Genomic DNA, 22,664 nt, shown 5'->3' on the forward strand with positions numbered 1-22,664 from the left:
CCAATTAATATCTTAACTCTAATACTTCTGGTTTCTGAGCTTCATGATTATGCTCTGAACCTTTGTATACTCTCAACTTTTTAAACATCTGTCTTCCTAATACTCCTTTTGGAAGCATTCTTCTAACAGCTTCTCCAAATACAAATTCCGGTTTCTTTGCCAATGCTTCTCTATATGGAGTTTCTTTTAATCCACCTGCATATAATGAATGATGTCTTAACAATTTTTGATCTAATTTTTTACCAGTTAAAACTACCTTTTCTGCATTTATTACAATAACAAAATCTCCTGTGTCTACATGTGGTGTAAATATAGGCTTATTTTTACCTCTTAATATTGAAGCTACCTGGCTTGCTACTCTTCCTAGTGGCTTTCCAGCTGCATCAACAACATACCATTTTCTTTTTATATCTTGTGGTTTAGCGATATATGATTTCATCACGGTTATCCTCCTTGAACTTTTATGTTTATAATACGTTTCTCTATATAAAGATCCGGGGCTAGTGGATCTTTTATGCTTAGATACAAACATTTATATTATAATACAATCACCCTGGCGTGTCAATAATTTTACAGATTTAAGTCATTGTATTAATAAAAAACTTTTTCCAAGCATAATCCTCTGGCTGGAGCAGGCTTTCCAGCCTTTGATCTATCTTTTGATTTTAAAATTACATTTACATACTCAGGTTCAAATTTTTCTAATCCAACTTGAAGTATTGTACCTACCATAATTCTTACCATATTGTATAAAAAACCATTTCCTACAACACTGAATTTTATAAAGTTGTCTTCTTTAACTACCGTAAATTCAGTTACAGTCCTTACCGATGTTTTTACTGAACTCCCATTTGACTTAAATGCTGAAAAATCATGTGTACCTATAAGAAATTTGCAAGCTTTTTTCATATTCTCAAAATTCAATTTCCTATAAAAATAATACATATAATTTCTTCCAATAGCAGGTCTATTTCCACCCGTTATAATCGTATAAGTATATTTTTTGCCTGTACTATTATACCTTGAATGAAAATTAGCATCTACTTGTTCAGATTTAATCACTACTATATCCTCTGGTAATATTCCATTCAATACCATCTTGAAATTGTCGGGAGGTATACTGCTATCTGTAAAAAAATTACATACAAATCCTCTTGCATGAACTCCAGCATCAGTTCTACTAGCACCTATAGTTTCACATAATTTACCTGTCGCCTTGCGTATAGCTTCTTCCAATTTTTCCTGTATAGTCATAGCATTTTTCTGTCTCTGCCAACCTGAATAATTTGTTCCATCATATTCTATGGTAAGCTTTATATTTTTCATTATGCCCACCATATTCTACTAAATACTGATATTACAACTAAAACTATAATAGATATTGAAGCAACAAAATCCCTATTTGTCAGTTTAAGCTGCTTCATTCTAGTTCTTCCATCTCCGCCTCTGTAACATCTTGCCTCCATAGCCATAGCAAGTTCATCTGCACGTCTAAAAGAACTTATAAAAAGAGGAACCAAAATTGGTATAAGACTTTTGGCTCTATTTATCAAATTTCCAGATTCAAAGTCTGCACCTCTTGCCATTTGAGCTTTCATTATTTTATCTGTTTCATCCATAAGTGTTGGTATAAATCTTAAAGCTATAGTCATCATCATCGCAAGTTCATGGGCCGGAACTCCTATTTTTTTCATAGGTGTTAATAACTTTTCTATTCCGTCTGTAAGTTCTATAGGCGATGTAGTAAGTGTTAAAAGTGATGTACCAATTATTAAAAATATCAATCTTAAAACCATAAATGCAGCTAAAATTAATCCTTCTCTATAAACTGTTATGAATTTCCACTTAAATAATGGAGGATTTACCCCGCTTGTCATAAATATATTTAATGCAGCAGTTATAAGTGCCAGAATCAATATAGGTTTTAATCCTTTATAAATGTATCCAAATTTTACTTTAGATATAAGTATCGAAATAAAAGTAAATGCGACTATAAATATATATCCCTTAAAGCTGTTTACTATAAATAAATCTATAATATAAATTATAGATATTAATATTTTAACTCGTGGATCCAATTTATGTACAAAAGAGTCTCCAGGGATATACTGCCCTATTGTAATATCCTTAATCATAATTAGCTTCCTATCCTTTATCTAATATTTTAAGTATCTCATTTTTAGCCTGCTCTACTGTAAATATATTATCTGATATATTAAAACCATTTTTCTTTAACTCTTTTGCAAGATATGTTACCTGTGGTACTGCAAGACCCACACTTTCCAGAGTATCAGCTTCAGAAAATACTTCTTTAGGTGTTCCATCTAATATACATTTTCCATCATCCATAACAAGTATTCTATCTGCGAGTTTTGCAACATCTTCCATGCTATGTGATACAAGTATTATAGTCATATTATATTCTTTATGCAAATCTTTTATTTTTCCTAGAATTTCATCTCTACCTTTTGGATCAAGTCCAGCTGTAGGTTCATCTAATATAAGAACTTTAGGTTCCATCGCAACTACACCGGCTATAGCAACTCTTCTCTTTTGACCTCCACTTACTTCAAACGGAGATTTATTTTTATACTTATCATATTCAAGTCCAACCATATTCATAGCTCTTTTTACTCTTTTTTCTATATCATCATCACTTAGTCCCAAATTTTTAGGACCAAAAGCAATGTCTTTTTCAATAGTTTCCTCAAATAATTGATATTCTGGATATTGAAATACAAGTCCTACTTTTTTTCTTATAAAATTTAAGTCTGCATTTTTATCTGTTATATCAGTTCCATCTATTATTATTTTTCCCGAATCTGGTTTTAAAAGTCCGTTAATATGCTGAATAAGTGTTGATTTTCCTGAACCAGTATGACCTATAAGTGCTACAAATTCCCCTTCATTAATTTCAATGTTTACACAATCTAATGCTTTTTTTTCAAAAGGAGAACCTTTCATATATATATGCGTTAAATTCTCTATTTTAATCGACATAATTCATTCACCATCTCATTTATAGTTAATATATCTGACTTTATATTAACTCCACTTTTTTTTAATTCATAAGCTAATTCGGTTATTTGAGGTACATCCAAGCCCAATTTTTTCATTTTTTCTACTTGACTAAATACATTTCTTGGGGTACCTTCCATAGCAATCTTCCCCTCATCTATAACAATTATCCTATCTGACTTTGCTGCTTCTTCCATATAATGTGTAATTAAAATTACAGTCATATTATAGCTATCATTTATTTCTTTTATGGTATTCATTACTTCACGTCTGCCTGAAGGATCTAACATTGCAGTGGATTCATCAAATATTATACAATGCGGTCTCATTGCAAGGACTCCAGCTATAGCGACTCTTTGTTTTTGGCCTCCTGAAAGTAAATGAGGTGCATGCTTTCTGTATTTATACATATTTACTTTTTTTAAACAATCATCTACTCTTTCTCTTATCTCTTTAGGATCAATTCCCAAATTTTCTGGTCCAAAAGCAACATCTTCCTCTACAATCGTTGCAACAATTTGGTTATCAGGATTCTGGAACACCATACCTGCCTTGTTTCTTACATTCCATATATTTTTTTCATCTGATGTATCTAAATTTTCCACATACATTTTTCCATTGGTAGGAACTAAAAGTGCATTCATATGCTTAGCTATAGTAGATTTTCCTGATCCATTTTTACCTAAAATAGCTAAAAATTCTCCTTTTTTAACTTGAAATGTAACATCATCTACAGCTAATTTTGAGTCATTTTCACTACTACTGTCATATTTAAAGCTTACATTTTGACAATCTATCATTTTTTCTTCCATATAAACACCTCATTATAGATAAGCATATATTAATTATATCAAAAATATGTAGAAATATTTAACATTTTGTATATTACAAAACATTAATTAATAGTATATATGAAAAATGGGGATTAAGCTAGTTTACTTAATCCCCTGAGTTTTATACTAACTCTAATACAACTAATTCAGCTCCGTCTCCTCTTCTTGGACCCATCTTATACATTCTTGTATATCCGCCGTTTCTTTCATTATACTTAGGAGCTATAGTATCAAATAATTTTTTTACAACTTCTTCTTCTGTTACAAAGGAAAGCACTTGCCTTCTAGCATGAAGATCTCCTCTTTTAGCTAACGTAATCATTTTTTCTGCTAAGTTTCTAGTTTCTTGTGCTCTTGTTGATGTAGTTTGAATTTTTTCATGTTTTAAAAAACTAGTAACAAGATTTCTAAGCATTGCTTTTCTCTGGTCAGTTGGACGACCTAACTTACGATATGAAGCCATCTTTATCCCTCCCTACTACTCTGTTAAAGATTAATATTGCCAATCTTATTCAGTTTACTTAGTAATTATATATTTTATTCTTCAGTTAATTTCAATGATAATCCTAAAGCATCTAGTTTTTGTTCCACTTCCTCAAGGGACTTCTTGCCTAAATTTCTAACCTTCATCATATCATCCATACTTCTCTCAGTTAATTCCTGAACTGTATTTATTCCAGCTCTCTTTAAACAATTATAACTCCTGACGGAAAGATCAAGTTCCTCTATTGTCATCTCAAGAACTTTTTCTTTTTTATCTTCTTCTTTTTCTACCATTATTTCTACATTATTTGCATGGTCTGTAAGAGTCATAAATAGCTTGAAGTGTTCTATCAATATTTTAGCTGATAAGCTTACTGCCTCATCTGGCATTATAGTTCCATTAGTCCAGATTTCAAGAGACAATTTATCATAATCAGTAATTTTACCAACTCTTGTATTTTCTACATTAAAATTAACCCTTTTAATAGGTGTATATATAGAATCTACAGGAATTGTGCCTATAGGCATATCTTCAGTTTTGTTTCTAGCTTGAGAAACATATCCTCTTCCCCTGCTAACCATAATTTCCATATATAATCTAGCATCATCATCTAAAGTAGCTATATGTAACTCTGGATTTATTATTTCAACATCACCATCAGTCTTTATGTCTCCGGCTTTTACTTCTCCTTGTCCCTCAGCATCAATATATATTGTCTTAGGTTCATCACCATTCATCTTTAAAGCTAACATTTTTATGTTTAAAATTAACTCAGCAACATCTTCTTTTACGCCACGAACAGTAGAAAATTCATGAAGTACTCCGTCAATTTTTATATGATTAGCAGCAACTCCAGGAAGTGAAGAAAGAAGTATTCTCCTAAGTGCATTTCCAAGAGTAATACCATATCCTCTTTCCAATGGTTCTACTACAAACTTCCCATAGTTACCATCTTCACTTGATTCTACACACTCTATTTTGGGCTTTTCTATTTCTAACATGAATATAACCCTCCTTCTATTTATATTATAATTTATTTTGAGGGCAACTGATTCTATATTAATTACTTACTATATAACTCTACAATTAATGTTTCATTAACTGGAACATCTATATCTTCTCTTGAAGGTTCTCTAACAACTTTTCCTTCAAAATTTTCTACATTTCCCTCTAACCAAGCTGGTAAAGTCTTAGGGTTCTCAGCAAAAGTCTTAAATTTTTCTGATGATTTGCTCTTATCTGAAATAGATATAACATCATTAACAGATACTTGATAAGAAGGAATATCAACTTTCTTACCATTAACTAAAAAATGTCCATGAGTAACTAATTGTCTGGCTTCTGCTCTTGATTGACCATAACCTAGTTTAAATACTACATTATCAAGTCTCATTTCAAGAAGCTTTAACAAGTTTTCGCCTGTTATACCCTTTTTTCTATCTGCCCTATCATAGTATTTCCTAAATTGTCCTTCAAGTATTCCGTATATTCTTCTAGCTTTCTGCTTTTCTCTCAACTGCAAACCATAGTTAGAAATCTTCTTTCTTCCTTGACCATGCTGTCCTGGTGCATATCCTCTTCTTGAAAATGCACATTTATCTGTATAACATCTATCACCTTTAAGGAATAGTTTTAAACCTTCTCTTCTACAAAGTCTGCATACTGATCCAGTATATCTTGCCATTAAAATTACACCTCCTATTACTAAACTCTTCTTCTTTTTGGTGGTCTGCATCCATTATGTGGTATTGGAGTTACATCTTTTATTAAAGTAACTTCCAAACCTGCAGCCTGTAAAGATCTTATTGCTGCTTCTCTTCCTGAACCAGGTCCTTTAACATAAACTTCTATGCTCTTCAATCCATGTTCCATAGCTGCTTTTGCTGAAGTTTCTGCTGCCATTTGTGCAGCAAATGGAGTGCTTTTTCTTGAACCTCTAAATCCTAATCCGCCTGCACTAGCCCAAGACAAAGTGTTTCCAACAGCATCTGTTATAGTAACTATTGAATTATTAAAAGTTGATTTTATATGTGCACAGCCATGTTCAACATTTTTTCTTTCTTTCTTTCTTCTAGACTTTTTTACTTTTGATCCTGTTGCCATCTATTTACCTCCTTATACTATTTTCTTCTTCTTAGCCCCAACTAATTTTTTAGGACCTTTTCTAGTTCTTGCATTTGTCTTTGTCTTTTGTCCTCTAACTGGAAGACCTCTTCTATGTCTTATTCCTCTATATGAACCTATTTCTATTAATCTTTTTATATTAAGAGCAGTTTCTCTTCTTAAGTCACCCTCAACCTTTAAATTCTTTATATAATCTCTTAAAAGATTAACTTCTTCTTCTGTTAAATCTTTTACTCTTGTATCTGGATTAACTCCAGTCTTTTTAAGAATTTTTTGGGAAGTTGGTAAGCCTATACCAAATATATAAGTTAAACCTATTTCTACTCTTTTTTCTTTTGGTAGATCAACACCTGATATTCTTGCCATTAATTTACACCTCCTGATTATCTAATTGATAAATATTATTTTATATAAAATTTTAAGATAAGCAAAACTGATTTGTTTTACCGCAGCCGCACCTTAAAATAAAATATTTTTACATTTGTTAGCCCTGTTTTTGTTTGTGCTTAGGATTCTCACAGATAACCATGACTTTCCCTTTTCTTTTTATTACTTTACACTTTTCACACATAGGCTTAACTGATGGTCTTACTTTCATAGCTAACCCTCCTTAATTACTTTGCTCTCCAGGTTATTCTTCCACGAGTTAAATCGTAGGGAGAAAGTTCTACTGTAACTTTGTCGCCTGGTAGTATTCTTATAAAATTCATTCTTAATTTGCCAGATATATGTGCTAATATTTTATGTCCGCTTTCTAATTCTACTTCAAACATTGCATTAGGTAAAGCCTCTAAAACAGTACCCTGCATTTCTATAACATCATCTTTTGACATAAGGTAATCAAACCTCCTTATTCTTGTCGTAAGACTGCAAAAAGCTCATTATCATGGAATTGGTAACTATACTACCTGTATTTAATAAATCTCTTATATTTTCAGCTACACAACTTGTAAAAAATAAATGTTTAAGTCTTTTCTTTTTGGGCTTTTCTAGTGGTCTACGTTTGCCATCACTTATATATACATGATTATCATCTAAAATTCCTGTTATAATAAAAATTTTTCCTGCATCTCTTCCAACTTTAGATGAGACAACTATTCCTATACAGCTATTTAATGTCAAATATAATCAACTCCTACAAATGATAAAATACTGCTGAATTTTTTACATATTCATCTGCAATTCTATCCAATTCAAGAGTACTTATTCCTAATCTTATAGCTTCTTTAAACTTTTTTAAAGTTTCTCCCACTAGTATACCTATATGACTTATACAATCCATTTTCATATGGATTTTTAACATCATTTACCTACAGCTCCTAAAACATTTATTACTCTTTCAAAAACTTTATCTATTTCGCCAGTACCATCTACTTTAGAAAGTTGATTTTGTTTTTCATAGTAACCTATTAAAGGTTGAGTTTGTTTACCATATACATCCAATCTATCTTTAACTGTACTTTCAGTATCATCTTTTCTTTGGATTACGTCTGCTCCACAAGCATCACATTTACCTTTAACTTTAGTAGGATTAAATTTTATATGATAACTTGCGCCACATGATGGACAAACTCTTCTACCTGTCATTCTTTCAAGAATTAATTCTTTTGGAACATCTATAAGTAGAGCTGTATCAATTTGTTCTCCTTTACCATTTAAAAATAAATCTAAAGCTTCTGCTTGATTTACTGTTCTTGGAAATCCATCTAGTAAAAATCCATTTTTGCAATCTTTCATGCTTAATCTATCTTTAACTATATCTATAGTTACTTCATCTGGTACTAATTTACCAGCATCTAAATAACTTTTAGCTTTTACACCAAGAGGAGTCTTTTCTGAAATATTTTTTCTGAAAATATCTCCTGTAGATATATGAGGTATAGAATATTTTTCACTAATAAATTTAGCCTGAGTCCCTTTTCCAGCTCCTGGAGGACCTAACAAAACTATTTTCAATTGCATCATCTCCAAATTATTTTTACTTCAAAAATCCCTGATAATGACGCATTACTAATTGAGATTCTATTTGTCTTATAGTTTCAATTGCTACATTTACTATTATAAGTAACCCAGTTCCACCAAAATATATACCTTTAAAACTTGTATAAGCTTCCCCAACTATAGGAGCTATTGCTATTATACCAGCAAATCCTCCTCCTAAAATTGATACTTTTGTTAGAACTTTTTCTATATATACAGCTGTTGGCTCACCTGGTCTTATTCCTGGAATAAACCCTGAAGATTTATTCATATTTTCAGCCATTTCTTCCGGCTTAAGAGTTACTTCTGTATAGAACCATGTAAAAAAGATTGTCAATAGAAAGTATAGTAATGCATACTCCCAACTACTCTCTTTGAAAGGGCTAAATTTACCCGCAACTATAATTTTAGAAAATGAAGATTCCGGGAAAAATTGTCCTATTGTCATCGGAAATTGCATAACTGATATAGCAAATATTATTCCAATAACTGCCGATCCATTTACATTAATAGGAATATTTGTTGATTGCCCTTTATACATTCTACCACCAGCAGTCTTACCTGCATATTGAATTGGAATTCTTCTTTCAGACAAACTGGTAATTACAACTGCTACGAAAAGTATAACTATAATCGCTGCAAATCCTATTACCTCAACAAAATTAACTATCTGTGTTTGCTGGAGTTTAAATATACTAGTTAGTGTTGATGGAAATCTTGAAACAATATTTATAAATATTATAAGAGAAACTCCATTACCTATGCCATGCTCTGTAATTTTATCTCCAAACCACATAAGGAATGTTGAAGCTGCAGTAACAGTAAGTATTATAATAAATATATTTAACTTGCTAGATGGTTCTAAAAGTGCACCTGCTTTAGCTATTATCGCATATATGCTAAAACCCTGTATTACTCCAAGAGGAACAGAGGCATATCTTGTATACTCTTGTATTTTTTTTCTTCCTTCTTCACCCTCTTTAGATAATTGTTCTAAACGAGGTATTGCTACTGTTAGAAGTTGAAATATAATAGAAGAATTAATAAAAGGTACAACTCCCATAGCAAATATACTAAATCTACTAAATGCACCTCCTGATAAGAGGTCATAAAAACCAATTAGTGATCCACCTGTAGTCAAACTAGCCAATTTTGTAGTATCAATTCCAGGAACAGGAATAAAATTTCCCATCCTGAAAATTACAACCATAAACAATGTAAATAACAATCTTTTTCTCAATTCAGGAACTTTCCAGGCATTACGCAAGGTTGATAACATTTTATATCACCTCAACTTTTCCTCCAGCAGCTTCTATTTTTTCTGCTGCAGCTTTTGTAAATTTTGCTGCTTTTACTGTAAGTTTTTTCTGTAATTCACCATTTCCAAGTATCTTTACACCATTTTTAGATTTCTTAATTATTCCTTTTTCCAAAAGTAATTTTGGAGTTACTTCTGCTCCATCTTCAAATATATTTAATCTTTCAACATTTATTGCTGAATATTCCTTAGCAAATATATTTGTAAATCCTCTTTTAGGAAGTCTTCTAAATAATGGCATCTGTCCGCCTTCAAAGCCCAATCTTACTCCACCGCCAGATCTAGCTTTTTGTCCATTTTCACCTTTGCCAGCATTTCTACCAAATCCTGAACCAGTACCTCTTCCAACTCTCTTCGATGATTTTCTCGATCCAGGTGCTGCTTTTAACTCATGAAGTTTCATTTTATTTACACCTCCTCTTTTATGCTTCTTCAACTTTTAAAAGATAGCTAACTTTTTTTATCATACCTCTTATTTGAGGAGTATCTTCTTTTTCTACTACACTTCTTATCTTTCTCAATCCAAGAGCATCAACTGTAGCAATATGATCTTTTTTTCTTCCTATTAAACTTTTTTCCAAAGTTATTTTAAGTTTAGCCAAAGGTATTACCTCCTAACCTAAAATTTCTTCAACAGTTTTACCTCTAAGATTAGCAATTTGTTCTGCTGTTCTTAATTTGGATAAACCGTCAATAGTGGCATTCACCATATTTGTTGGATTGTTTGTTCCAAGTGATTTTGCTCTAACGTCTTTCAATCCTGCAAGTTCAAGTACTGCTCTAGCCGGACCACCTGCTATAACTCCTGTACCTTGTTCAGCTGTTTTTATAAGCACTCTTCCTGTACCAAATTCTCCTATAATGTTATGTGGTACTGTTGTACCGACAATTGCAACATTAACTAAATTTTTCTTTGCATCTTCAATTCCCTTTTTGATTGCTTCAGGTATTTCTATAGATTTACCAGTTCCAACTCCTACGTGTCCTGCTTCATCTCCAACTACAACAAGTGCACTGAATCTGAAGTTTCTACCACCTTTAACAACCTTAGCAACTCTATTTATAAATACAACTTTTTCCTTAAGATTTAAAGTGCTAGGATCAATTCTCATTAATTTCCCTCCTTTTTAGAATTTTAGACCTGCTTCTCTTGCTCCCTCGGCTAAATTTTGTATTCTTCCGTGATATACATATCCACCTCTGTCAAATACAACTTCATTTATTCCTTTTTGAATAGCCTTTTTAGCAATAGATCCACCGACAATCTTAGCTGCCTCTTTATTACTTCCTACTCCCTCAAAATCTTTATCAAGACTTGAAGCAGAAACTAAAGTTACACCTTTTATATCATCTATTACTTGAGCATATATATTTTTTTCACTTCTATAAACTGCAAGTCTTGGTCTTTCTGAAGTTCCAAAAATCTTTTTACGAACTCTCAGATGACGTTTAGATCTTAACTTTTTCTTGTCATCTTTCTTAAACATAAAGGTTCACTCCTTTCTATTACTTCTTACCAGTTTTACCTTCTTTACGTCTTATGAATTCACCCTGATACTTAATTCCTTTTCCTTTATAAGGTTCAGGTTTTCTCCAATTTCTTATATCTGCTGCTACATCTCCAACTAACTCTTTGTCAATACCTTTTACAATAATCTGTGTAGTACTTGGTGTTTCAAAAGTTATTCCAGCTTCAGGTTCTACTTCAACTGGATGTGAATATCCGAGATGCATAACTAGTTTCTTACCTTGAAGTTGAGCTCTATATCCAACTCCTACCAAGTCCAAAACTTTTGAATATCCATCTGTTACTCCAATTACCATATTGTTTATAAGAGCTCTAGTTAATCCATGTAGAGCTTTCATTTCTTTTTCATCATTACTTCTTTTAACAATTACTGAATTGTCTTCAATAGCTATACTAATTTCTTTTCTCATAGCCTTGACAAGCTGACCTTTAGGTCCTTTTACAGTAACAACATTATCAGGTGTTACTGTGACCGTTACGCCGCCTGGAATAGCTACTGGAAGCTTTCCTATTCTTGACATTATTACACCTCCTGTGGTATTTCTAGGCTTTCTACCATATGTAACAAAGCACTTCTCCACCTACTCCTAATTTTCTTGCTTCTCTATCTGTAACAATTCCTCCTGAAGTTGATATTACAGCAACCCCAAGTCCATTTAAAACTTTAGGAATTTCTTCTTTTCTACAATAAACTCTTAATCCTGGTTTTGAAATTCTTTTAAGTCCAGTTATAACTCTTTGCTTATTTTCAGCATACTTCATGGAAAATCTCAACATATTAACAGAACCATCTGCATATTCTTCTAAGTTCTTTATATATCCTTCTTGAAGCATTATATTTAATATAGCCTTCTTAACATTTGAAGAAGGTACTTCTACTATTTCATGTCTAACAATATTTGCGTTCCTTATACGTGTAAGTAAATCTGCGATAGGATCAGTCATTACCATTTATTGTGCCTCCTTTCATCTATAACTAACAATTACCAGCTTGCCTTTTTGCATCCAGGTATTTCACCTTTATAAGCAAGTTCTCTAAAACATATACGGCATATACCATATTTTTTCAATACAGAATGTGGTCTTCCGCATATTCTGCATCTAGTATAAGCTCTAGTTGTATATTTAGGTTTCTTATTACACTTTTCTATTAAAGCCTTACGTGCCACGTTTTTCCCTCCTTATTTTTGAGCAAATGGCATACCAAGAGACTTAAGTAATTCTCTTGCTTCTTCATCAGTGTTAGCAGTAGTAACAAAAATTATATCCATTCCTCTAACCTTATCAATTTTATCATATTCTATTTCAGGGAATATTAGTTGTTCTTTAATTCCTAATGAATAATTTCCTCTTCCATCAAAGGACTTATCTGAAATTCCTGAAAAATCTCTAACTCTTGGAAGTGCAACATTCATTAATTTATCAGCAAATTCATACATATATTGCTTTCTTAAAGTAACTTTACAGCCTATAGGCATATTCTCTCTTATTTTAAAATTAGCTATTGATTTCTTAGCTCTAGTCAAAATTGGTTTTTGACCTGTAATTATAGTTAAATCACTTACAGCCGATTCCAAAACTTTTGGATTGTCTTTAGCTTCTCCAACTCCCATATTTATAACTATCTTTTCTAATTTTGGTACCTGCATTATATTGTCATATTTAAATTTATCCATTAAAGCAGAAACTACTTCTTTGTCATACTTTTCCTGTAATCTTGAACTCATGCTTTGCCCTCCTTTCAAAGATTAAAATGTTTCTCCGCACTTTTTGCATACTCTTACTTTTGTTCCATCATCTAATATTTTATTGCTTATTCTTGTAACATTTTTGCATTTGTCGCAATATAACATTACCTTTGAACTATATATTGAAGCTTCTTTATGAATTATTCCACCCTCAGTATTAGCTTTGCTTGGCTTTTGATGTTTTGTAACTACATTTACATCTTTAACAACAATTTTACCAGCCTTTGGGTTTACTGATAATACTTCTCCGGTCTTTCCTTTATCTTTTCCAGATATAACCATAACTGTATCTTTCTTTCTTACATGTATCTTTGCCATTATAGACACCTCCTTATCTTATAGAACTTCAGGTGCTAATGATAATATTTTTGTAAAATCCTTATCTCTTAGCTCTCTTGCAACTGGTCCGAAGATACGAGTCCCTCTTGGTTGATTATCATCCTTTATCAAGACTGCAGCATTTTCATCAAATTTTATGTATGAACCATCTGCTCTCCTTAAACCTCTTACAGATCTTACTACAACTGCCTTAACAACCTCGCCTTTTTTAACAACACCGCCTGGTGTTGCACTTTTAACGCTGGCAACTACTATATCTCCGATGTTTCCCCATTTTCTTTTGGAACCACCTAATACTCTAATACACATAATTTCCTTAGCGCCGGAATTATCTGCCACTTTCAACAATGTCTGTTGTTGAATCATTGAAATACCCTCCTTTCAACTTTATACTATTTAGCTTTTTCCACTATTTCAACAAGTCTCCATCTCTTATCCTTAGATAAAGGTCTGGTCTCCATTAATAATACTTTGTCATTATTTTTAGCTTCATTCTTTTCATCATGAGCTTTAAATTTAGTAGTTCTGTTAATTATCTTACCATATAGTGGATGACGTACTTTTGTCTCTACAGCTACTACTATAGTCTTATCCATTTTATCAGAAACAACTTTTCCTATTATTGTTTTTCTATTTGCTCTTTCCACAGGACAACCTCCTTTCACTCTACTGTTCTAAAGTCCCTAGTTCATTTTCTCTAAGGATGGTCTTAACTTGAGCTATAGATTTTTTAACTTCTTTTATCCTCATTGGGTTCTCTAATTGGCCTATAGCTAATTGAAATCTTAAATTAAACAATTCTGATTTAAGATCAACTACTTTTGCCTGTAAGTCTTGAGGGCTATTCTGTTTTAATTCTTGCAATTCTTTAGCCTTCATTGCTTTCACCACCCACTTCTTCAAAATCTTTTCTTGTTACAAATTTAGTTTTTATAGGTAATTTATATGATGCAAGTCTCATAGCTTCTCTAGCTATTTCCTCACTAACACCTGATAACTCAAACAAAACTCTACCTGGTTTAACAACAGCAACCCAATATTCTGGTGATCCTTTACCTGAACCCATACGAGTTTCTGCTGGTTTTTCAGTAACAGGCTTATCCGGGAAAATCTTTATCCAAAGTTTTCCTCCCCTTTTGATATATCTATTTATAGCTACTCTGGCTGCTTCTATTTGATTACTCTTAATCCATGCACATTCAGTAGCTTGTAAAGCGTAATCTCCATATGCTATAAAATTTCCTCTTGTAGCTTTACCTTTCATTCTACCACGTTGTACCTTACGATGCTTAACTCTCTTAGGCATTAACATGCTGTATTCCTCCTTCCCTATGCGTTAGCTTCTTCCTTACTTTCAACTTTTTTTCTAGCTGGAAGTATTTCTCCTCTATATACCCAAACTTTTACTCCAATTTTTCCATAAGTTGTATTTGCCTCTGCAAATCCATAATCTATATCAGCTCTCAATGTCTGAAGTGGAATTGTTCCATCATGATAAGATTCGGCTCTTGCTATTTCTGCACCGCCAAGTCTACCTGAACAAGTAGTTTTTACTCCTTTAATTCCAGCTCTCATTGCCCTCTGTATAGTTTGTTTCATAGCTCTTCTAAATGAAATTCTTTTTTCAAGTTGAGTAGCTATATTCTCTGACATAAGTTGAGCATCTGATTCTGCTGATTTTACTTCAACAATATTTATTAATATAGTTTTTTCTTTAATTAAATTCTTAAGTTCAGCCTTTAATGCTTCTATTCCCTGACCGCCTTTTCCTATTATCATACCCGGTTTAGCGGTAAATACATTTAACTTTACTCTTTTAGCTGCTCTTTCAATTTGTATTTTTGAAACGCCAGCAATTTTAGTCTTGTCTTTTACAAATTCCCTTATAGCATGATCTTCAACCAAATTATCTGCAAAATTCTTTTTATTTGCATACCATTTAGCATCCCATTCTTTAATTACTCCGACTCTAAGACCATGTGGATGTACTTTCTGTCCCATATTTTTCCCTCCTTTTTTAGTTTTCCTTTTCTTTAACTACTAAAGTTATATGACTGCTTCTCTTTTTTATACTAAATGCTCTACCTTGAGCATGTGGTTGAAATCTCTTTAATGTCGGACCTTGACATGAATATGCTTCTGAAACATATAAATCATTAGAATCTAAGTCCAGATTGTTTTCTGCATTTGCAACTGCTGATTTAAGTAACTTGTTAATTACCACAGCTGCATCTCGTGGAGTATATTTTAATATAGCAAAAGCTTCATTTACATTCTTTCCTCTTATAAGATTAAGAACTAACTCAACTTTTCTTGAAGACATTCTTACATATTTAACTATAGCCTTAGCTTCCATCTTTTCTACCTCCCTTCGGAACTGTCTAGTTTGCCTTAGCAGGACTAGCAACAGTAGTTGTTTTTTCACTCTTCTGAACGTGTCCTCTGTATGTTCTAGTCAATGCAAATTCTCCTAATTTATGACCTACCATATCTTCTGATATGTATACAGGTACATGTTTTCTTCCATCATGTACTGCTATTGTATGCCCTATCATCTGTGGAAATATAGTTGAACTTCTTGACCAAGTCTTTATAACTTTTTTTTCACCTTTTTTATTCATTTCGTTTATTCTATTTAAAAGTGCTTCTTGAACATAAGGACCCTTTTTAATCGATCTACTCAATTTTTTGGCCTCCCTTCATACAATTAAGTAATAAATTTAAGGAAGAGAATATATATTCTCTTCAAACTATTTAGTATTTCTCTTTTTAACAATAAGTTTATCTGAATACTTCTTGTTTTTCCTAGTTTTATATCCCAAAGCTGGTTTACCCCAAGGAGTAAGTGGTCCTGGGTGTCCTACTGGTGATTTACCTTCACCACCACCATGTGGATGGTCATTAGGATTCATTACAGATCCTCTTACTGTTGGTCTAACTCCTAAATGTCTCTTTCGACCTGCTTTACCCAAGTTAACTATTTCATGTGTTAAATTTGATACAGTTCCAATAGTAGCTCTGCACTCGATTCTTATGTATCTCATTTCACCACTTGGTAATCTTAAAGTTGCATATTGCCCTTCTTTTGCCATCAACTGAGCTGATGCACCAGCTGATCTTACGAGCTGTGCTCCTTTTCCTTTTTGAAGTTCTACATTATGAATTACTGTACCTACTGGTATATTTATAAGTGGAAGGCAATTTCCAACTTTTATATCAGAATCTGGTCCTGAAACTACAACATCTCCAACTTTTAATCCAACTGGAGCTATTATATATCTTTTCTCACCATCTGCATAGTTCACAAGAGCTATATATGCTGATCTATTTGGATCATATTCTATAGTAGCAACTTTTGCTGGTATTCCATCTTTATCTCTTTTAAAATCAATTATTCTATATTTTCTCTTAGCTCCTCCACCAACGTGACGAACTGTTATCCTACCGTTTGAGTTTCTTCCACCGCTTCTTTTCAAGTCTTTAAGAAGTGATTTTTCTGGTACATCTGTAGTTATTTCTTCAAATGTACTTACAGTCATGCTTCTTCTTGAAGGGGTGGTTGGTTTAAATCCTTTAACTGCCATTACGGTATTCCCTCCTTCTTTTCGCTTATCTGGCTAATTGCCAATACCTGCTATATTTTATTGCATACCTTCAAAGAATTCTATTGTTTTACTATCTTCTGTAAGCTTTACAATAGCTTTCTTGTAATCCGGTCTTTTTCCTATATGAACGCCAACTCTTTTTGTTTTTCCTATATATTTTGCTGTTTTGATATCTTCTACAGTTACATCAAATACATCTTCTACAGCTTTTTTTATCATTGGTTTTGTAGCACGTATATCAACTATAAAGGTGTATTTTTTATCGCTCATTGAAGACATTGTTTTTTCAGTTACAATTGGTCTTCTTATGATATCATAATTTGTATATTTCATTATGCATACACCTCCTCAATCTTTGATACAGCATCCTTTGTTATTATAAGTTTATCAAATTTTAACAAATCATATACATTTAAATTGTTAGCTGGAAGTACTGATACTCCCTGTATATTTCTTGCTGACTTATAAACATTTTGATCTGATTCTGCTGTAACTATTAATGTTTTTTTTGCTTTAAATGCATCCAAAACGCTTAACATATCTTTTGTTTTTGGAGCATCAAAAGTTAAGTTTTCTAAGACAACTATTTCTTCGTCTTTAACTTTACTTGTAAGTGCTGATTTAAAAGCTACTTTTTTTAGTGATTTTGGCACTGATATTCTATAGCTTCTAGGTTTTACTGCAAATACCATACCACCATGAATCCATTGAGGTGCTCTTATTGAACCCTGTCTTGCTCTACCAGTTCCCTTTTGTCTCCAAGGCTTAATTCCACCTCCAGAAACTTCCGATCTTGTTTTTGCTGACTGATTTCCTTGTCTTTTATTTGCAAGTAATGCTACAACTACCTGATGAAGTGCATATTCATTGACTTCAACTCCGAATACTTTATCAGATAATTCCATATCTCCAACTTTATTTCCTTCTTTATTAAATAATCCTACTGTAGGCATTCTGTATCCTCCTTTCTACTAAGCTTTTATAGTATTTCTTATAACTACAAATCCTTTATTAGGTCCTGGTACTCCACCTTTTATTAATATAAGATTTTTTTCAGGAATAACCTTTGCGATTTGTAGATTTAATGCTGTTGAATTTACATTACCCATATGTCCTGGCATTTTCATGTTTTTAAATGTTCTAGATGGGTCTGATGCTGCACCCATTGAACCAACTGCTCTGTGGAATTTTGAGCCATGGGACATAGGTCCTCTTTGAGCATTCCATCTTCTTATTGTTCCTTGAAATCCCTTACCTTTTGAAACTCCTGATACATCAATTCTTTCTCCTGCTTCAAATACATCAGCTTTTATCTCCTGACCTACTTCATAAGAACTTGTATCTTCAAGTCTAAATTCTTTAATAAATCTTTTTAATGCAGCTCCTGCTTTTTTAAAGTGTCCTTTAACTGGATTTGTAACAAGTTTCTCTCTTATATCATCGAAACCCACCTGTATAGCTTCATATCCATCTTTTTCTATAGTTTTCTTTTGTGTAACTACGCAAGGACCTGCTTCAATAACTGTAACAGGAACTACCTTTCTATTTTCATCAAATATCTGGGTCATACCAAGTTTTCTTCCTAGTATTGCCTTTTTCATTTCTATACACCTCCTCAACATATTAGCGGATCGCAAACTGCAATCATAATAGTTCGTAATAGCTGCTATCTATTACAATTATAATTTAATTTCGATGTCAACACCTGCAGGTAAATCAAGTCTCATTAATGCATCTACAGTTTTTGGTGATGGGCTTATAATATCTATAAGTCTTTTATGAGTTCTTATTTCGAATTGTTCTCTTGAGTCCTTATATTTATGTGGAGCTCTAAGTATTGTAACAACATCTTTCTCTGTTGGCAGTGGCACTGGCCCTGCTACCTTAGCTCCAGTAGACTTAGCTGTTTCTACAATTCTTTCTGAAGACTGATCTAATATGTTATGATCAAAAGCCTTTAATCTTATTCTTATTTTTTGTTTTGCCATAATATTTCCCTCCTTTTCATGCACGTTCTGCTTCTTACGTACAACAGCGGATATATTCTGTAAACTGTTCCTGGCGTTTCATTTTATTTTTGCACAGAATTATACATTACAGAACAACCGTCATCTGGTTCAGCGACCTAGATTGTTCAGTCAAGAATTACCCGGAAGCCCGGCAACCTCTTGCCTCATCACTGTTATAAGATTACAACTTCTTAATTATACTACATATATTTTAATTTTACAAGGAAAAATAAAATAATTTAAAAGGATAAGAGCGTCCTCCTATCCTTTTGTATTTTTATCTTTTATTATCTTTAATTCAAATTATATTCATTTAAGTCCTATTCTAAAAAGTAACAGGCTTTAAACTTTAAAAGAAATTATTCTACAATTTTAGTAACAACGCCTGAACCAACTGTTCTTCCGCCTTCTCTTATTGCAAATCTAAGTCCTTCGTGCATTGCAACTGGTGTTATCAATTCAACGTTCATGTCTATATGGTCTCCTGGCATTACCATTTCTACTCCTTCTGGTAGTGCTATTGATCCTGTTACGTCTGTTGTTCTGAAATAGAACTGTGGTCTATATCCGTTGAAAAATGGAGTATGTCTTCCTCCTTCTTCCTTCTTAAGTACATATACCTGACCTACAAATTTACTATGTGGGTGTACTGTACCTGGTTTTGCAAGTACCTGGCCTCTTTCTACTTCTTCTCTCTGTATTCCTCTTAACAATGCTCCTATATTATCTCCTGCCATTGCCTGATCAAGAAGCTTTCTGAACATTTCTACTCCTGTACATACTGTCTTCTTCTTCTCTGTACTTAATCCTACTATTTCAAGTTCGTCTCCTATCTTAAGTACTCCTGTCTCTACCCTTCCTGTTGCAACTGTTCCTCTTCCTGTTATTGTAAAGATATCTTCGATTGGCATCAAGAATGGTTTGTCTGTTGGTCTCTCTGGTGTTGGTATATATTCATCTACTGCATCCATTAATTCGTGTATGCATTTTGTTGCTTCTGGATCATCAGGGTTCTCTATTACCTTCAATGCACTTCCTACTATTATTGGTACATCGTCTCCTGGGAATCCATATTCACTTAACAACTCTCTTACTTCCATCTCTACGAGCTCAAGTAATTCTGGATCATCTACCTGGTCTGATTTATTCAAAAATACTACTATATATTGTACTCCTACTCTGCTTGCAAGTAGTATATGTTCTCTTGTCTGTGGCATTGGTCCATCTGCTGCACTTACTACAAGGATTGCTCCATCCATCTGTGCTGCACCTGTTATCATGTTCTTTACATAATCTGCATGTCCCGGACAGTCTACATGCGCATAATGTCTCTTGTCTGTCTCGTACTCTACGTGTGCTGTATTTATTGTGATTCCTCTCTCTTTTTCCTCTGGTGCTTTATCTATTTCATCATACTTTGTTGCTGATGCTTTTCCTTCTTTTGCTAGTACCATTGTTATTGCTGCTGTAAGTGTTGTCTTACCATGGTCTACGTGTCCTATTGTTCCTATGTTTACATGTGGTTTTGTTCTTTCAAATTTCTCTTTTGCCATTTCTTTTCTCCTCCTTAAAAACTAACTAATATATTTTGTATTTAAATTAGCTATTTCTTTCTCCAGCGATTTTTTCCTGAATGCTCTTTGGAACTTCTTCATAGTGATCAAATGTCATTGAATAAACTCCTCTACCTTGTGTTCTTGACCTAAGTACAGTTGCATATCCAAACATTTCGGAAAGAGGTACAAAAGCTCTTATAATTTCAGCTCCGGATCTTTGATCCATTCCTTCAATCTTTCCTCTTCTTGAATTTATATCTCCCATTACATCTCCCATATATTCCTCTGGTACTGTAACTTCAACTTTCATTGCTGGTTCAAGTAAAACTGGATCAGCTTTATTCATTGCATTTTTAAATGCCATAGATGCAGCAACTTTAAATGCCATTTCTGATGAATCTACATCATGATATGATCCATCATATAACTTAACTTTAAAGTTTATAACAGGATATCCTGCAACTACACCACTTTCTGAAGCTTCACGTATTCCATTATCAATTGGTGCTATATATTCCTTTGGAATAGCTCCACCAACTATAGCATTTTCAAATGTATATCCATCTTCCGTAGGTGACATTTCTATTGAACAATCACCGTATTGTCCATGTCCACCAGACTGTCTAATAAATTTACCCTGTGCTTTAACAGTCTTTCTAATAGTTTCTTTATATGCAACTTGTGGTTGACCAACGTTACATTCTACTTTAAATTCTCTTTGAAGTCTATCTACAATTATTTCAAGATGAAGCTCTCCCATACCTGCTATAATTGTCTGACTTGTTTCCTGATCTGTATAAGTCTTAAAAGTTGGATCTTCTTCTGCAAGTTTTGCAAGAGCTATACCCATCTTTTGCTGTGCAGCTTTTGTCTTCGGCTCTATTGCTACACGTATAACTGGATCAGGGAATTCCATGCTTTCAAGTACTATTGGATCTTCTTCATCACAAAGTGTATTACCTGTAGTAGTTTCTTTCAATCCAACTATAGCTCCCAAATCACCCGCACGAAGTTCATCTACTTCCTGTCTATGATTTGAATGCATTTTTACAAGCCTTGCAATTCTTTCCTTCTTACCATTTGTTGAATTATATACATAAGTACCACTTTTCATAATTCCTGAGTAAATTCTCGTGAATGCTAATTTACCTACAAATGGGTCTGTAGCAATCTTAAATGCTAATGCAGATAATGGTTCATTATCATCAGCTGATCTTGTAATATCTTCTCCTGTATCAGGATTAGTTCCTTTTACAGGTGGTATATCAAGAGGTGATGGCATAAAATTAACTACTGCATCTATCATTGGCTGAACACCTTTGTTTTTATAAGATGAACCACATAGAACTGGTACTATTTCATTTGCAATAACACCTTTTCTAATAGTAGTTATAATTTCTTCCTCAGTTAATTCTCCACCATCTAAATATTTTTCCATTATATCTTCATCTAATTCTGCAACTGATTCAATTAAAGCAGTTCTGTATTCTTCGGCTTTATCTTTTAAATCATCTGGAATTGCAACTTCGTCCATAACAGTTCCAAGATCATCTTCATATATTATAGCTTCATTTTTAATAAGGTCTATTATACCTTTAAATTCTCCTTCTGCTCCTACTGGAATTTGAATAGGTACTGCATTACAATGAAGTCTATCTCTTAAAGTATTTATGCACATATAAAAATCTGCACCAACAGAATCCATTTTGTTTACATAAACCATTCTTGGAACACCATAGTTGTCTGCCTGTCTCCATACAGTTTCTGTCTGTGGTTCAACTCCACTTTTCGCATCTAAAACAGTAACAGCACCATCTAATACTCTTAATGATCTTTCAACTTCTACTGTAAAATCCACGTGTCCTGGTGTATCTATTATGTTTATTGCATAACCTTTCCATTTACAAAAAGTAGCAGCTGAAGTTATTGTTATTCCTCTTTCTTGTTCTTGAGCCATCCAATCCATTGTGGCTTCACCTTCGTGTACTTCTCCTATCTTATGAGTTTTACCTGTATAGAAAAGTATACGTTCTGTAGTGGTAGTTTTTCCAGCATCTATATGTGCCATTATTCCTATATTACGGAATTTTTCTAGCGGATATTCTCTTCCCACGTGTTTTTC

At 33.0% G+C, this 22,664-nt stretch carries 39 protein-coding genes; all 39 read right to left on the reverse strand.

Annotated features, from left to right (window positions below; all coding sequences use genetic code 11):
* Positions 1–4: 4 nt before the first annotated feature.
* Positions 5–439 (reverse strand): 50S ribosomal protein L13, encoded by a 435-nt coding sequence (gene rplM / locus J2Z42_RS08595; protein WP_209702241.1) that lies wholly within the window; start codon positions 437–439, stop codon positions 5–7.
* A gap of 152 nt (positions 440–591) precedes the next feature.
* Positions 592–1,326 carry a tRNA pseudouridine(38-40) synthase TruA gene (truA, locus tag J2Z42_RS08600; RefSeq protein ID WP_209702242.1) on the reverse strand — a complete coding sequence of 245 codons (735 nt, stop codon included), beginning with the start codon at positions 1,324–1,326 and terminating at the stop codon, positions 592–594.
* On the reverse strand, positions 1,326–2,135 hold the full coding sequence (locus tag J2Z42_RS08605; RefSeq protein ID WP_209702243.1) for an energy-coupling factor transporter transmembrane component T family protein: 810 nt from the start codon (positions 2,133–2,135) through the stop codon (positions 1,326–1,328). Before J2Z42_RS08605 ends, truA begins: the two co-directional genes overlap by 1 nt.
* A 10-nt stretch (positions 2,136–2,145) precedes the next feature.
* The gene (locus tag J2Z42_RS08610) at positions 2,146–3,000 is read right to left on the reverse strand and encodes an energy-coupling factor transporter ATPase (RefSeq protein ID WP_209702244.1); all 855 of its coding nucleotides are present in this window, start codon (positions 2,998–3,000) and stop codon (positions 2,146–2,148) included.
* The gene (locus J2Z42_RS08615) at positions 2,985–3,830 is read right to left on the reverse strand and encodes an energy-coupling factor transporter ATPase (RefSeq protein WP_209702245.1); all 846 of its coding nucleotides are present in this window, start codon (positions 3,828–3,830) and stop codon (positions 2,985–2,987) included. Before J2Z42_RS08615 ends, J2Z42_RS08610 begins: the two co-directional genes overlap by 16 nt.
* A 142-nt stretch (positions 3,831–3,972) precedes the next feature.
* Positions 3,973–4,314, reverse strand: coding sequence for a 50S ribosomal protein L17 (gene rplQ / locus J2Z42_RS08620; protein WP_209702246.1), 342 nt, complete (start codon positions 4,312–4,314; stop codon positions 3,973–3,975).
* Positions 4,315–4,388: 74 nt separating this feature from the next.
* Positions 4,389–5,336 (reverse strand): DNA-directed RNA polymerase subunit alpha, encoded by a 948-nt coding sequence (locus J2Z42_RS08625; RefSeq protein WP_209702247.1) that lies wholly within the window; start codon positions 5,334–5,336, stop codon positions 4,389–4,391.
* 62 nt (positions 5,337–5,398) lie between these two features.
* A complete protein-coding gene (gene rpsD / locus J2Z42_RS08630; protein WP_209702248.1) occupies positions 5,399–6,019 on the reverse strand; it encodes a 30S ribosomal protein S4 in 621 nt (206 codons plus the stop codon).
* Positions 6,020–6,039: 20 nt separating this feature from the next.
* Positions 6,040–6,438, reverse strand: coding sequence for a 30S ribosomal protein S11 (gene rpsK, locus J2Z42_RS08635; protein WP_209702249.1), 399 nt, complete (start codon positions 6,436–6,438; stop codon positions 6,040–6,042).
* 12 nt (positions 6,439–6,450) lie between these two features.
* Positions 6,451–6,825, reverse strand: a complete 375-nt coding sequence (gene rpsM, locus J2Z42_RS08640) for a 30S ribosomal protein S13 (RefSeq protein ID WP_209702250.1) — start codon at positions 6,823–6,825, stop codon at positions 6,451–6,453.
* 118 nt (positions 6,826–6,943) lie between these two features.
* Positions 6,944–7,057 carry a 50S ribosomal protein L36 gene (gene rpmJ / locus J2Z42_RS08645; RefSeq protein ID WP_017753001.1) on the reverse strand — a complete coding sequence of 38 codons (114 nt, stop codon included), beginning with the start codon at positions 7,055–7,057 and terminating at the stop codon, positions 6,944–6,946.
* A gap of 16 nt (positions 7,058–7,073) precedes the next feature.
* On the reverse strand, positions 7,074–7,292 hold the full coding sequence (infA, locus tag J2Z42_RS08650) for a translation initiation factor IF-1 (protein WP_011988826.1): 219 nt from the start codon (positions 7,290–7,292) through the stop codon (positions 7,074–7,076).
* A gap of 7 nt (positions 7,293–7,299) precedes the next feature.
* Positions 7,300–7,581, reverse strand: a complete 282-nt coding sequence (locus J2Z42_RS08655; protein WP_209702251.1) for a KOW domain-containing RNA-binding protein — start codon at positions 7,579–7,581, stop codon at positions 7,300–7,302.
* A 13-nt stretch (positions 7,582–7,594) separates the two neighbouring features.
* Positions 7,595–7,765 (reverse strand): hypothetical protein, encoded by a 171-nt coding sequence (locus tag J2Z42_RS08660; protein WP_209702252.1) that lies wholly within the window; start codon positions 7,763–7,765, stop codon positions 7,595–7,597.
* Positions 7,762–8,415: an adenylate kinase gene (locus tag J2Z42_RS08665; RefSeq protein WP_209702253.1), complete on the reverse strand. Its 654-nt coding sequence runs from the start codon at positions 8,413–8,415 to the stop codon at positions 7,762–7,764. Before J2Z42_RS08665 ends, J2Z42_RS08660 begins: the two co-directional genes overlap by 4 nt.
* 22 nt (positions 8,416–8,437) lie before the next feature.
* Entirely contained in the window at positions 8,438–9,718 is a 1,281-nt protein-coding gene (secY, locus tag J2Z42_RS08670; protein ID WP_209702254.1) for a preprotein translocase subunit SecY, read from the reverse strand.
* A gap of 1 nt (position 9,719) precedes the next feature.
* On the reverse strand, positions 9,720–10,160 hold the full coding sequence (gene rplO, locus J2Z42_RS08675) for a 50S ribosomal protein L15 (RefSeq protein WP_209702255.1): 441 nt from the start codon (positions 10,158–10,160) through the stop codon (positions 9,720–9,722).
* Between the two features lie 19 nt (positions 10,161–10,179).
* Positions 10,180–10,359 (reverse strand): 50S ribosomal protein L30, encoded by a 180-nt coding sequence (gene rpmD / locus J2Z42_RS08680; protein WP_209702256.1) that lies wholly within the window; start codon positions 10,357–10,359, stop codon positions 10,180–10,182.
* A gap of 12 nt (positions 10,360–10,371) precedes the next feature.
* The gene (rpsE, locus tag J2Z42_RS08685; protein ID WP_209702257.1) at positions 10,372–10,869 is read right to left on the reverse strand and encodes a 30S ribosomal protein S5; all 498 of its coding nucleotides are present in this window, start codon (positions 10,867–10,869) and stop codon (positions 10,372–10,374) included.
* Positions 10,870–10,884: 15 nt separating this feature from the next.
* Positions 10,885–11,244 carry a 50S ribosomal protein L18 gene (gene rplR / locus J2Z42_RS08690; RefSeq protein ID WP_209702258.1) on the reverse strand — a complete coding sequence of 120 codons (360 nt, stop codon included), beginning with the start codon at positions 11,242–11,244 and terminating at the stop codon, positions 10,885–10,887.
* Between the two features lie 19 nt (positions 11,245–11,263).
* Entirely contained in the window at positions 11,264–11,806 is a 543-nt protein-coding gene (rplF, locus tag J2Z42_RS08695) for a 50S ribosomal protein L6 (RefSeq protein ID WP_209702259.1), read from the reverse strand.
* Between the two features lie 31 nt (positions 11,807–11,837).
* Positions 11,838–12,236: a 30S ribosomal protein S8 gene (rpsH, locus tag J2Z42_RS08700; protein WP_209702260.1), complete on the reverse strand. Its 399-nt coding sequence runs from the start codon at positions 12,234–12,236 to the stop codon at positions 11,838–11,840.
* A 32-nt stretch (positions 12,237–12,268) separates the two neighbouring features.
* Positions 12,269–12,454 carry a type Z 30S ribosomal protein S14 gene (locus J2Z42_RS08705; protein WP_209702261.1) on the reverse strand — a complete coding sequence of 62 codons (186 nt, stop codon included), beginning with the start codon at positions 12,452–12,454 and terminating at the stop codon, positions 12,269–12,271.
* Positions 12,455–12,466: 12 nt separating this feature from the next.
* The gene (gene rplE, locus J2Z42_RS08710) at positions 12,467–13,012 is read right to left on the reverse strand and encodes a 50S ribosomal protein L5 (RefSeq protein WP_209702262.1); all 546 of its coding nucleotides are present in this window, start codon (positions 13,010–13,012) and stop codon (positions 12,467–12,469) included.
* A gap of 21 nt (positions 13,013–13,033) precedes the next feature.
* On the reverse strand, positions 13,034–13,351 hold the full coding sequence (rplX, locus tag J2Z42_RS08715) for a 50S ribosomal protein L24 (protein WP_209702263.1): 318 nt from the start codon (positions 13,349–13,351) through the stop codon (positions 13,034–13,036).
* Between the two features lie 18 nt (positions 13,352–13,369).
* Entirely contained in the window at positions 13,370–13,738 is a 369-nt protein-coding gene (gene rplN, locus J2Z42_RS08720) for a 50S ribosomal protein L14 (RefSeq protein WP_209702264.1), read from the reverse strand.
* A gap of 26 nt (positions 13,739–13,764) precedes the next feature.
* Positions 13,765–14,019: a 30S ribosomal protein S17 gene (gene rpsQ / locus J2Z42_RS08725; RefSeq protein WP_209702265.1), complete on the reverse strand. Its 255-nt coding sequence runs from the start codon at positions 14,017–14,019 to the stop codon at positions 13,765–13,767.
* 19 nt (positions 14,020–14,038) lie between these two features.
* The gene (gene rpmC / locus J2Z42_RS08730; RefSeq protein ID WP_209702266.1) at positions 14,039–14,251 is read right to left on the reverse strand and encodes a 50S ribosomal protein L29; all 213 of its coding nucleotides are present in this window, start codon (positions 14,249–14,251) and stop codon (positions 14,039–14,041) included.
* On the reverse strand, positions 14,241–14,684 hold the full coding sequence (gene rplP, locus J2Z42_RS08735) for a 50S ribosomal protein L16 (protein WP_209702267.1): 444 nt from the start codon (positions 14,682–14,684) through the stop codon (positions 14,241–14,243). The genes rpmC and rplP overlap by 11 nt, the downstream gene beginning before the upstream one ends.
* Positions 14,685–14,701: 17 nt before the next feature.
* Positions 14,702–15,373, reverse strand: coding sequence for a 30S ribosomal protein S3 (gene rpsC, locus J2Z42_RS08740; RefSeq protein WP_209702268.1), 672 nt, complete (start codon positions 15,371–15,373; stop codon positions 14,702–14,704).
* 16 nt (positions 15,374–15,389) lie between these two features.
* Complete coding sequence (rplV, locus tag J2Z42_RS08745; protein ID WP_209702269.1) at positions 15,390–15,728, reverse strand: 50S ribosomal protein L22; 339 nt, start codon at positions 15,726–15,728, stop codon at positions 15,390–15,392.
* A gap of 25 nt (positions 15,729–15,753) precedes the next feature.
* Entirely contained in the window at positions 15,754–16,056 is a 303-nt protein-coding gene (gene rpsS, locus J2Z42_RS08750; RefSeq protein WP_209702270.1) for a 30S ribosomal protein S19, read from the reverse strand.
* A gap of 66 nt (positions 16,057–16,122) precedes the next feature.
* Positions 16,123–16,956: a 50S ribosomal protein L2 gene (rplB, locus tag J2Z42_RS08755; RefSeq protein WP_209702271.1), complete on the reverse strand. Its 834-nt coding sequence runs from the start codon at positions 16,954–16,956 to the stop codon at positions 16,123–16,125.
* A gap of 57 nt (positions 16,957–17,013) precedes the next feature.
* Entirely contained in the window at positions 17,014–17,310 is a 297-nt protein-coding gene (gene rplW, locus J2Z42_RS08760; protein WP_209702272.1) for a 50S ribosomal protein L23, read from the reverse strand.
* Positions 17,310–17,930: a 50S ribosomal protein L4 gene (gene rplD / locus J2Z42_RS08765; RefSeq protein WP_209702273.1), complete on the reverse strand. Its 621-nt coding sequence runs from the start codon at positions 17,928–17,930 to the stop codon at positions 17,310–17,312. The genes rplW and rplD overlap by 1 nt, the downstream gene beginning before the upstream one ends.
* Positions 17,931–17,948: 18 nt before the next feature.
* Positions 17,949–18,578, reverse strand: a complete 630-nt coding sequence (gene rplC / locus J2Z42_RS08770; protein WP_209702274.1) for a 50S ribosomal protein L3 — start codon at positions 18,576–18,578, stop codon at positions 17,949–17,951.
* Between the two features lie 78 nt (positions 18,579–18,656).
* Positions 18,657–18,965 carry a 30S ribosomal protein S10 gene (gene rpsJ / locus J2Z42_RS08775; RefSeq protein WP_209702275.1) on the reverse strand — a complete coding sequence of 103 codons (309 nt, stop codon included), beginning with the start codon at positions 18,963–18,965 and terminating at the stop codon, positions 18,657–18,659.
* A 380-nt stretch (positions 18,966–19,345) separates the two neighbouring features.
* Positions 19,346–20,539, reverse strand: coding sequence for an elongation factor Tu (gene tuf / locus J2Z42_RS08780; protein WP_209702276.1), 1,194 nt, complete (start codon positions 20,537–20,539; stop codon positions 19,346–19,348).
* A 46-nt stretch (positions 20,540–20,585) separates the two neighbouring features.
* Entirely contained in the window at positions 20,586–22,655 is a 2,070-nt protein-coding gene (gene fusA, locus J2Z42_RS08785; protein ID WP_209702277.1) for an elongation factor G, read from the reverse strand.
* Positions 22,656–22,664 lie beyond the last annotated feature (9 nt).

The organism is Clostridium algifaecis, assembly GCF_017874415.1.
Taxonomy (GTDB): domain Bacteria; phylum Bacillota; class Clostridia; order Clostridiales; family Clostridiaceae; genus Clostridium_B; species Clostridium_B algifaecis.

Excerpts from the sequence above, each read along its gene's own strand:
- rplM (WP_209702241.1), bottom strand. The coding sequence starts at position 439 with ATGAAATCATATATCGCTAAACCACAAGATATAAAAAGAAAATGGTAT.
- truA (WP_209702242.1), bottom strand. The coding sequence starts at position 1,326 with ATGAAAAATATAAAGCTTACCATAGAATATGATGGAACAAATTATTCA.
- J2Z42_RS08605 (WP_209702243.1), bottom strand. The coding sequence starts at position 2,135 with ATGATTAAGGATATTACAATAGGGCAGTATATCCCTGGAGACTCTTTT.
- J2Z42_RS08610 (WP_209702244.1), bottom strand. The coding sequence starts at position 3,000 with ATGTCGATTAAAATAGAGAATTTAACGCATATATATATGAAAGGTTCT.
- J2Z42_RS08615 (WP_209702245.1), bottom strand. The coding sequence starts at position 3,830 with ATGGAAGAAAAAATGATAGATTGTCAAAATGTAAGCTTTAAATATGAC.
- rplQ (WP_209702246.1), bottom strand. The coding sequence starts at position 4,314 with ATGGCTTCATATCGTAAGTTAGGTCGTCCAACTGACCAGAGAAAAGCA.
- J2Z42_RS08625 (WP_209702247.1), bottom strand. The coding sequence starts at position 5,336 with ATGTTAGAAATAGAAAAGCCCAAAATAGAGTGTGTAGAATCAAGTGAA.
- rpsD (WP_209702248.1), bottom strand. The coding sequence starts at position 6,019 with ATGGCAAGATATACTGGATCAGTATGCAGACTTTGTAGAAGAGAAGGT.
- rpsK (WP_209702249.1), bottom strand. The coding sequence starts at position 6,438 with ATGGCAACAGGATCAAAAGTAAAAAAGTCTAGAAGAAAGAAAGAAAGA.
- rpsM (WP_209702250.1), bottom strand. The coding sequence starts at position 6,825 with ATGGCAAGAATATCAGGTGTTGATCTACCAAAAGAAAAAAGAGTAGAA.
- rpmJ (WP_017753001.1), bottom strand. The coding sequence starts at position 7,057 with ATGAAAGTAAGACCATCAGTTAAGCCTATGTGTGAAAAGTGTAAAGTA.
- infA (WP_011988826.1), bottom strand. The coding sequence starts at position 7,292 with ATGTCAAAAGATGATGTTATAGAAATGCAGGGTACTGTTTTAGAGGCT.
- J2Z42_RS08660 (WP_209702252.1), bottom strand. The coding sequence starts at position 7,765 with ATGATGTTAAAAATCCATATGAAAATGGATTGTATAAGTCATATAGGT.
- secY (WP_209702254.1), bottom strand. The coding sequence starts at position 9,718 with ATGTTATCAACCTTGCGTAATGCCTGGAAAGTTCCTGAATTGAGAAAA.
- rplO (WP_209702255.1), bottom strand. The coding sequence starts at position 10,160 with ATGAAACTTCATGAGTTAAAAGCAGCACCTGGATCGAGAAAATCATCG.
- rpsE (WP_209702257.1), bottom strand. The coding sequence starts at position 10,869 with ATGAGAATTGATCCTAGCACTTTAAATCTTAAGGAAAAAGTTGTATTT.
- rplR (WP_209702258.1), bottom strand. The coding sequence starts at position 11,244 with ATGTTTAAGAAAGATGACAAGAAAAAGTTAAGATCTAAACGTCATCTG.
- rplF (WP_209702259.1), bottom strand. The coding sequence starts at position 11,806 with ATGTCAAGAATAGGAAAGCTTCCAGTAGCTATTCCAGGCGGCGTAACG.
- rpsH (WP_209702260.1), bottom strand. The coding sequence starts at position 12,236 with ATGGTAATGACTGATCCTATCGCAGATTTACTTACACGTATAAGGAAC.
- rplE (WP_209702262.1), bottom strand. The coding sequence starts at position 13,012 with ATGAGTTCAAGATTACAGGAAAAGTATGACAAAGAAGTAGTTTCTGCT.
- rplX (WP_209702263.1), bottom strand. The coding sequence starts at position 13,351 with ATGGCAAAGATACATGTAAGAAAGAAAGATACAGTTATGGTTATATCT.
- rplN (WP_209702264.1), bottom strand. The coding sequence starts at position 13,738 with ATGATTCAACAACAGACATTGTTGAAAGTGGCAGATAATTCCGGCGCT.
- rpmC (WP_209702266.1), bottom strand. The coding sequence starts at position 14,251 with ATGAAGGCTAAAGAATTGCAAGAATTAAAACAGAATAGCCCTCAAGAC.
- rplP (WP_209702267.1), bottom strand. The coding sequence starts at position 14,684 with ATGTTAATGCCTAAGAGAGTTAAGCATCGTAAGGTACAACGTGGTAGA.
- rpsC (WP_209702268.1), bottom strand. The coding sequence starts at position 15,373 with ATGGGACAGAAAGTACATCCACATGGTCTTAGAGTCGGAGTAATTAAA.
- rplV (WP_209702269.1), bottom strand. The coding sequence starts at position 15,728 with ATGGAAGCTAAGGCTATAGTTAAATATGTAAGAATGTCTTCAAGAAAA.
- rplB (WP_209702271.1), bottom strand. The coding sequence starts at position 16,956 with ATGGCAGTTAAAGGATTTAAACCAACCACCCCTTCAAGAAGAAGCATG.
- rplW (WP_209702272.1), bottom strand. The coding sequence starts at position 17,310 with ATGAAATATACAAATTATGATATCATAAGAAGACCAATTGTAACTGAA.
- rplD (WP_209702273.1), bottom strand. The coding sequence starts at position 17,930 with ATGCCTACAGTAGGATTATTTAATAAAGAAGGAAATAAAGTTGGAGAT.
- rplC (WP_209702274.1), bottom strand. The coding sequence starts at position 18,578 with ATGAAAAAGGCAATACTAGGAAGAAAACTTGGTATGACCCAGATATTT.
- rpsJ (WP_209702275.1), bottom strand. The coding sequence starts at position 18,965 with ATGGCAAAACAAAAAATAAGAATAAGATTAAAGGCTTTTGATCATAAC.
- tuf (WP_209702276.1), bottom strand. The coding sequence starts at position 20,539 with ATGGCAAAAGAGAAATTTGAAAGAACAAAACCACATGTAAACATAGGA.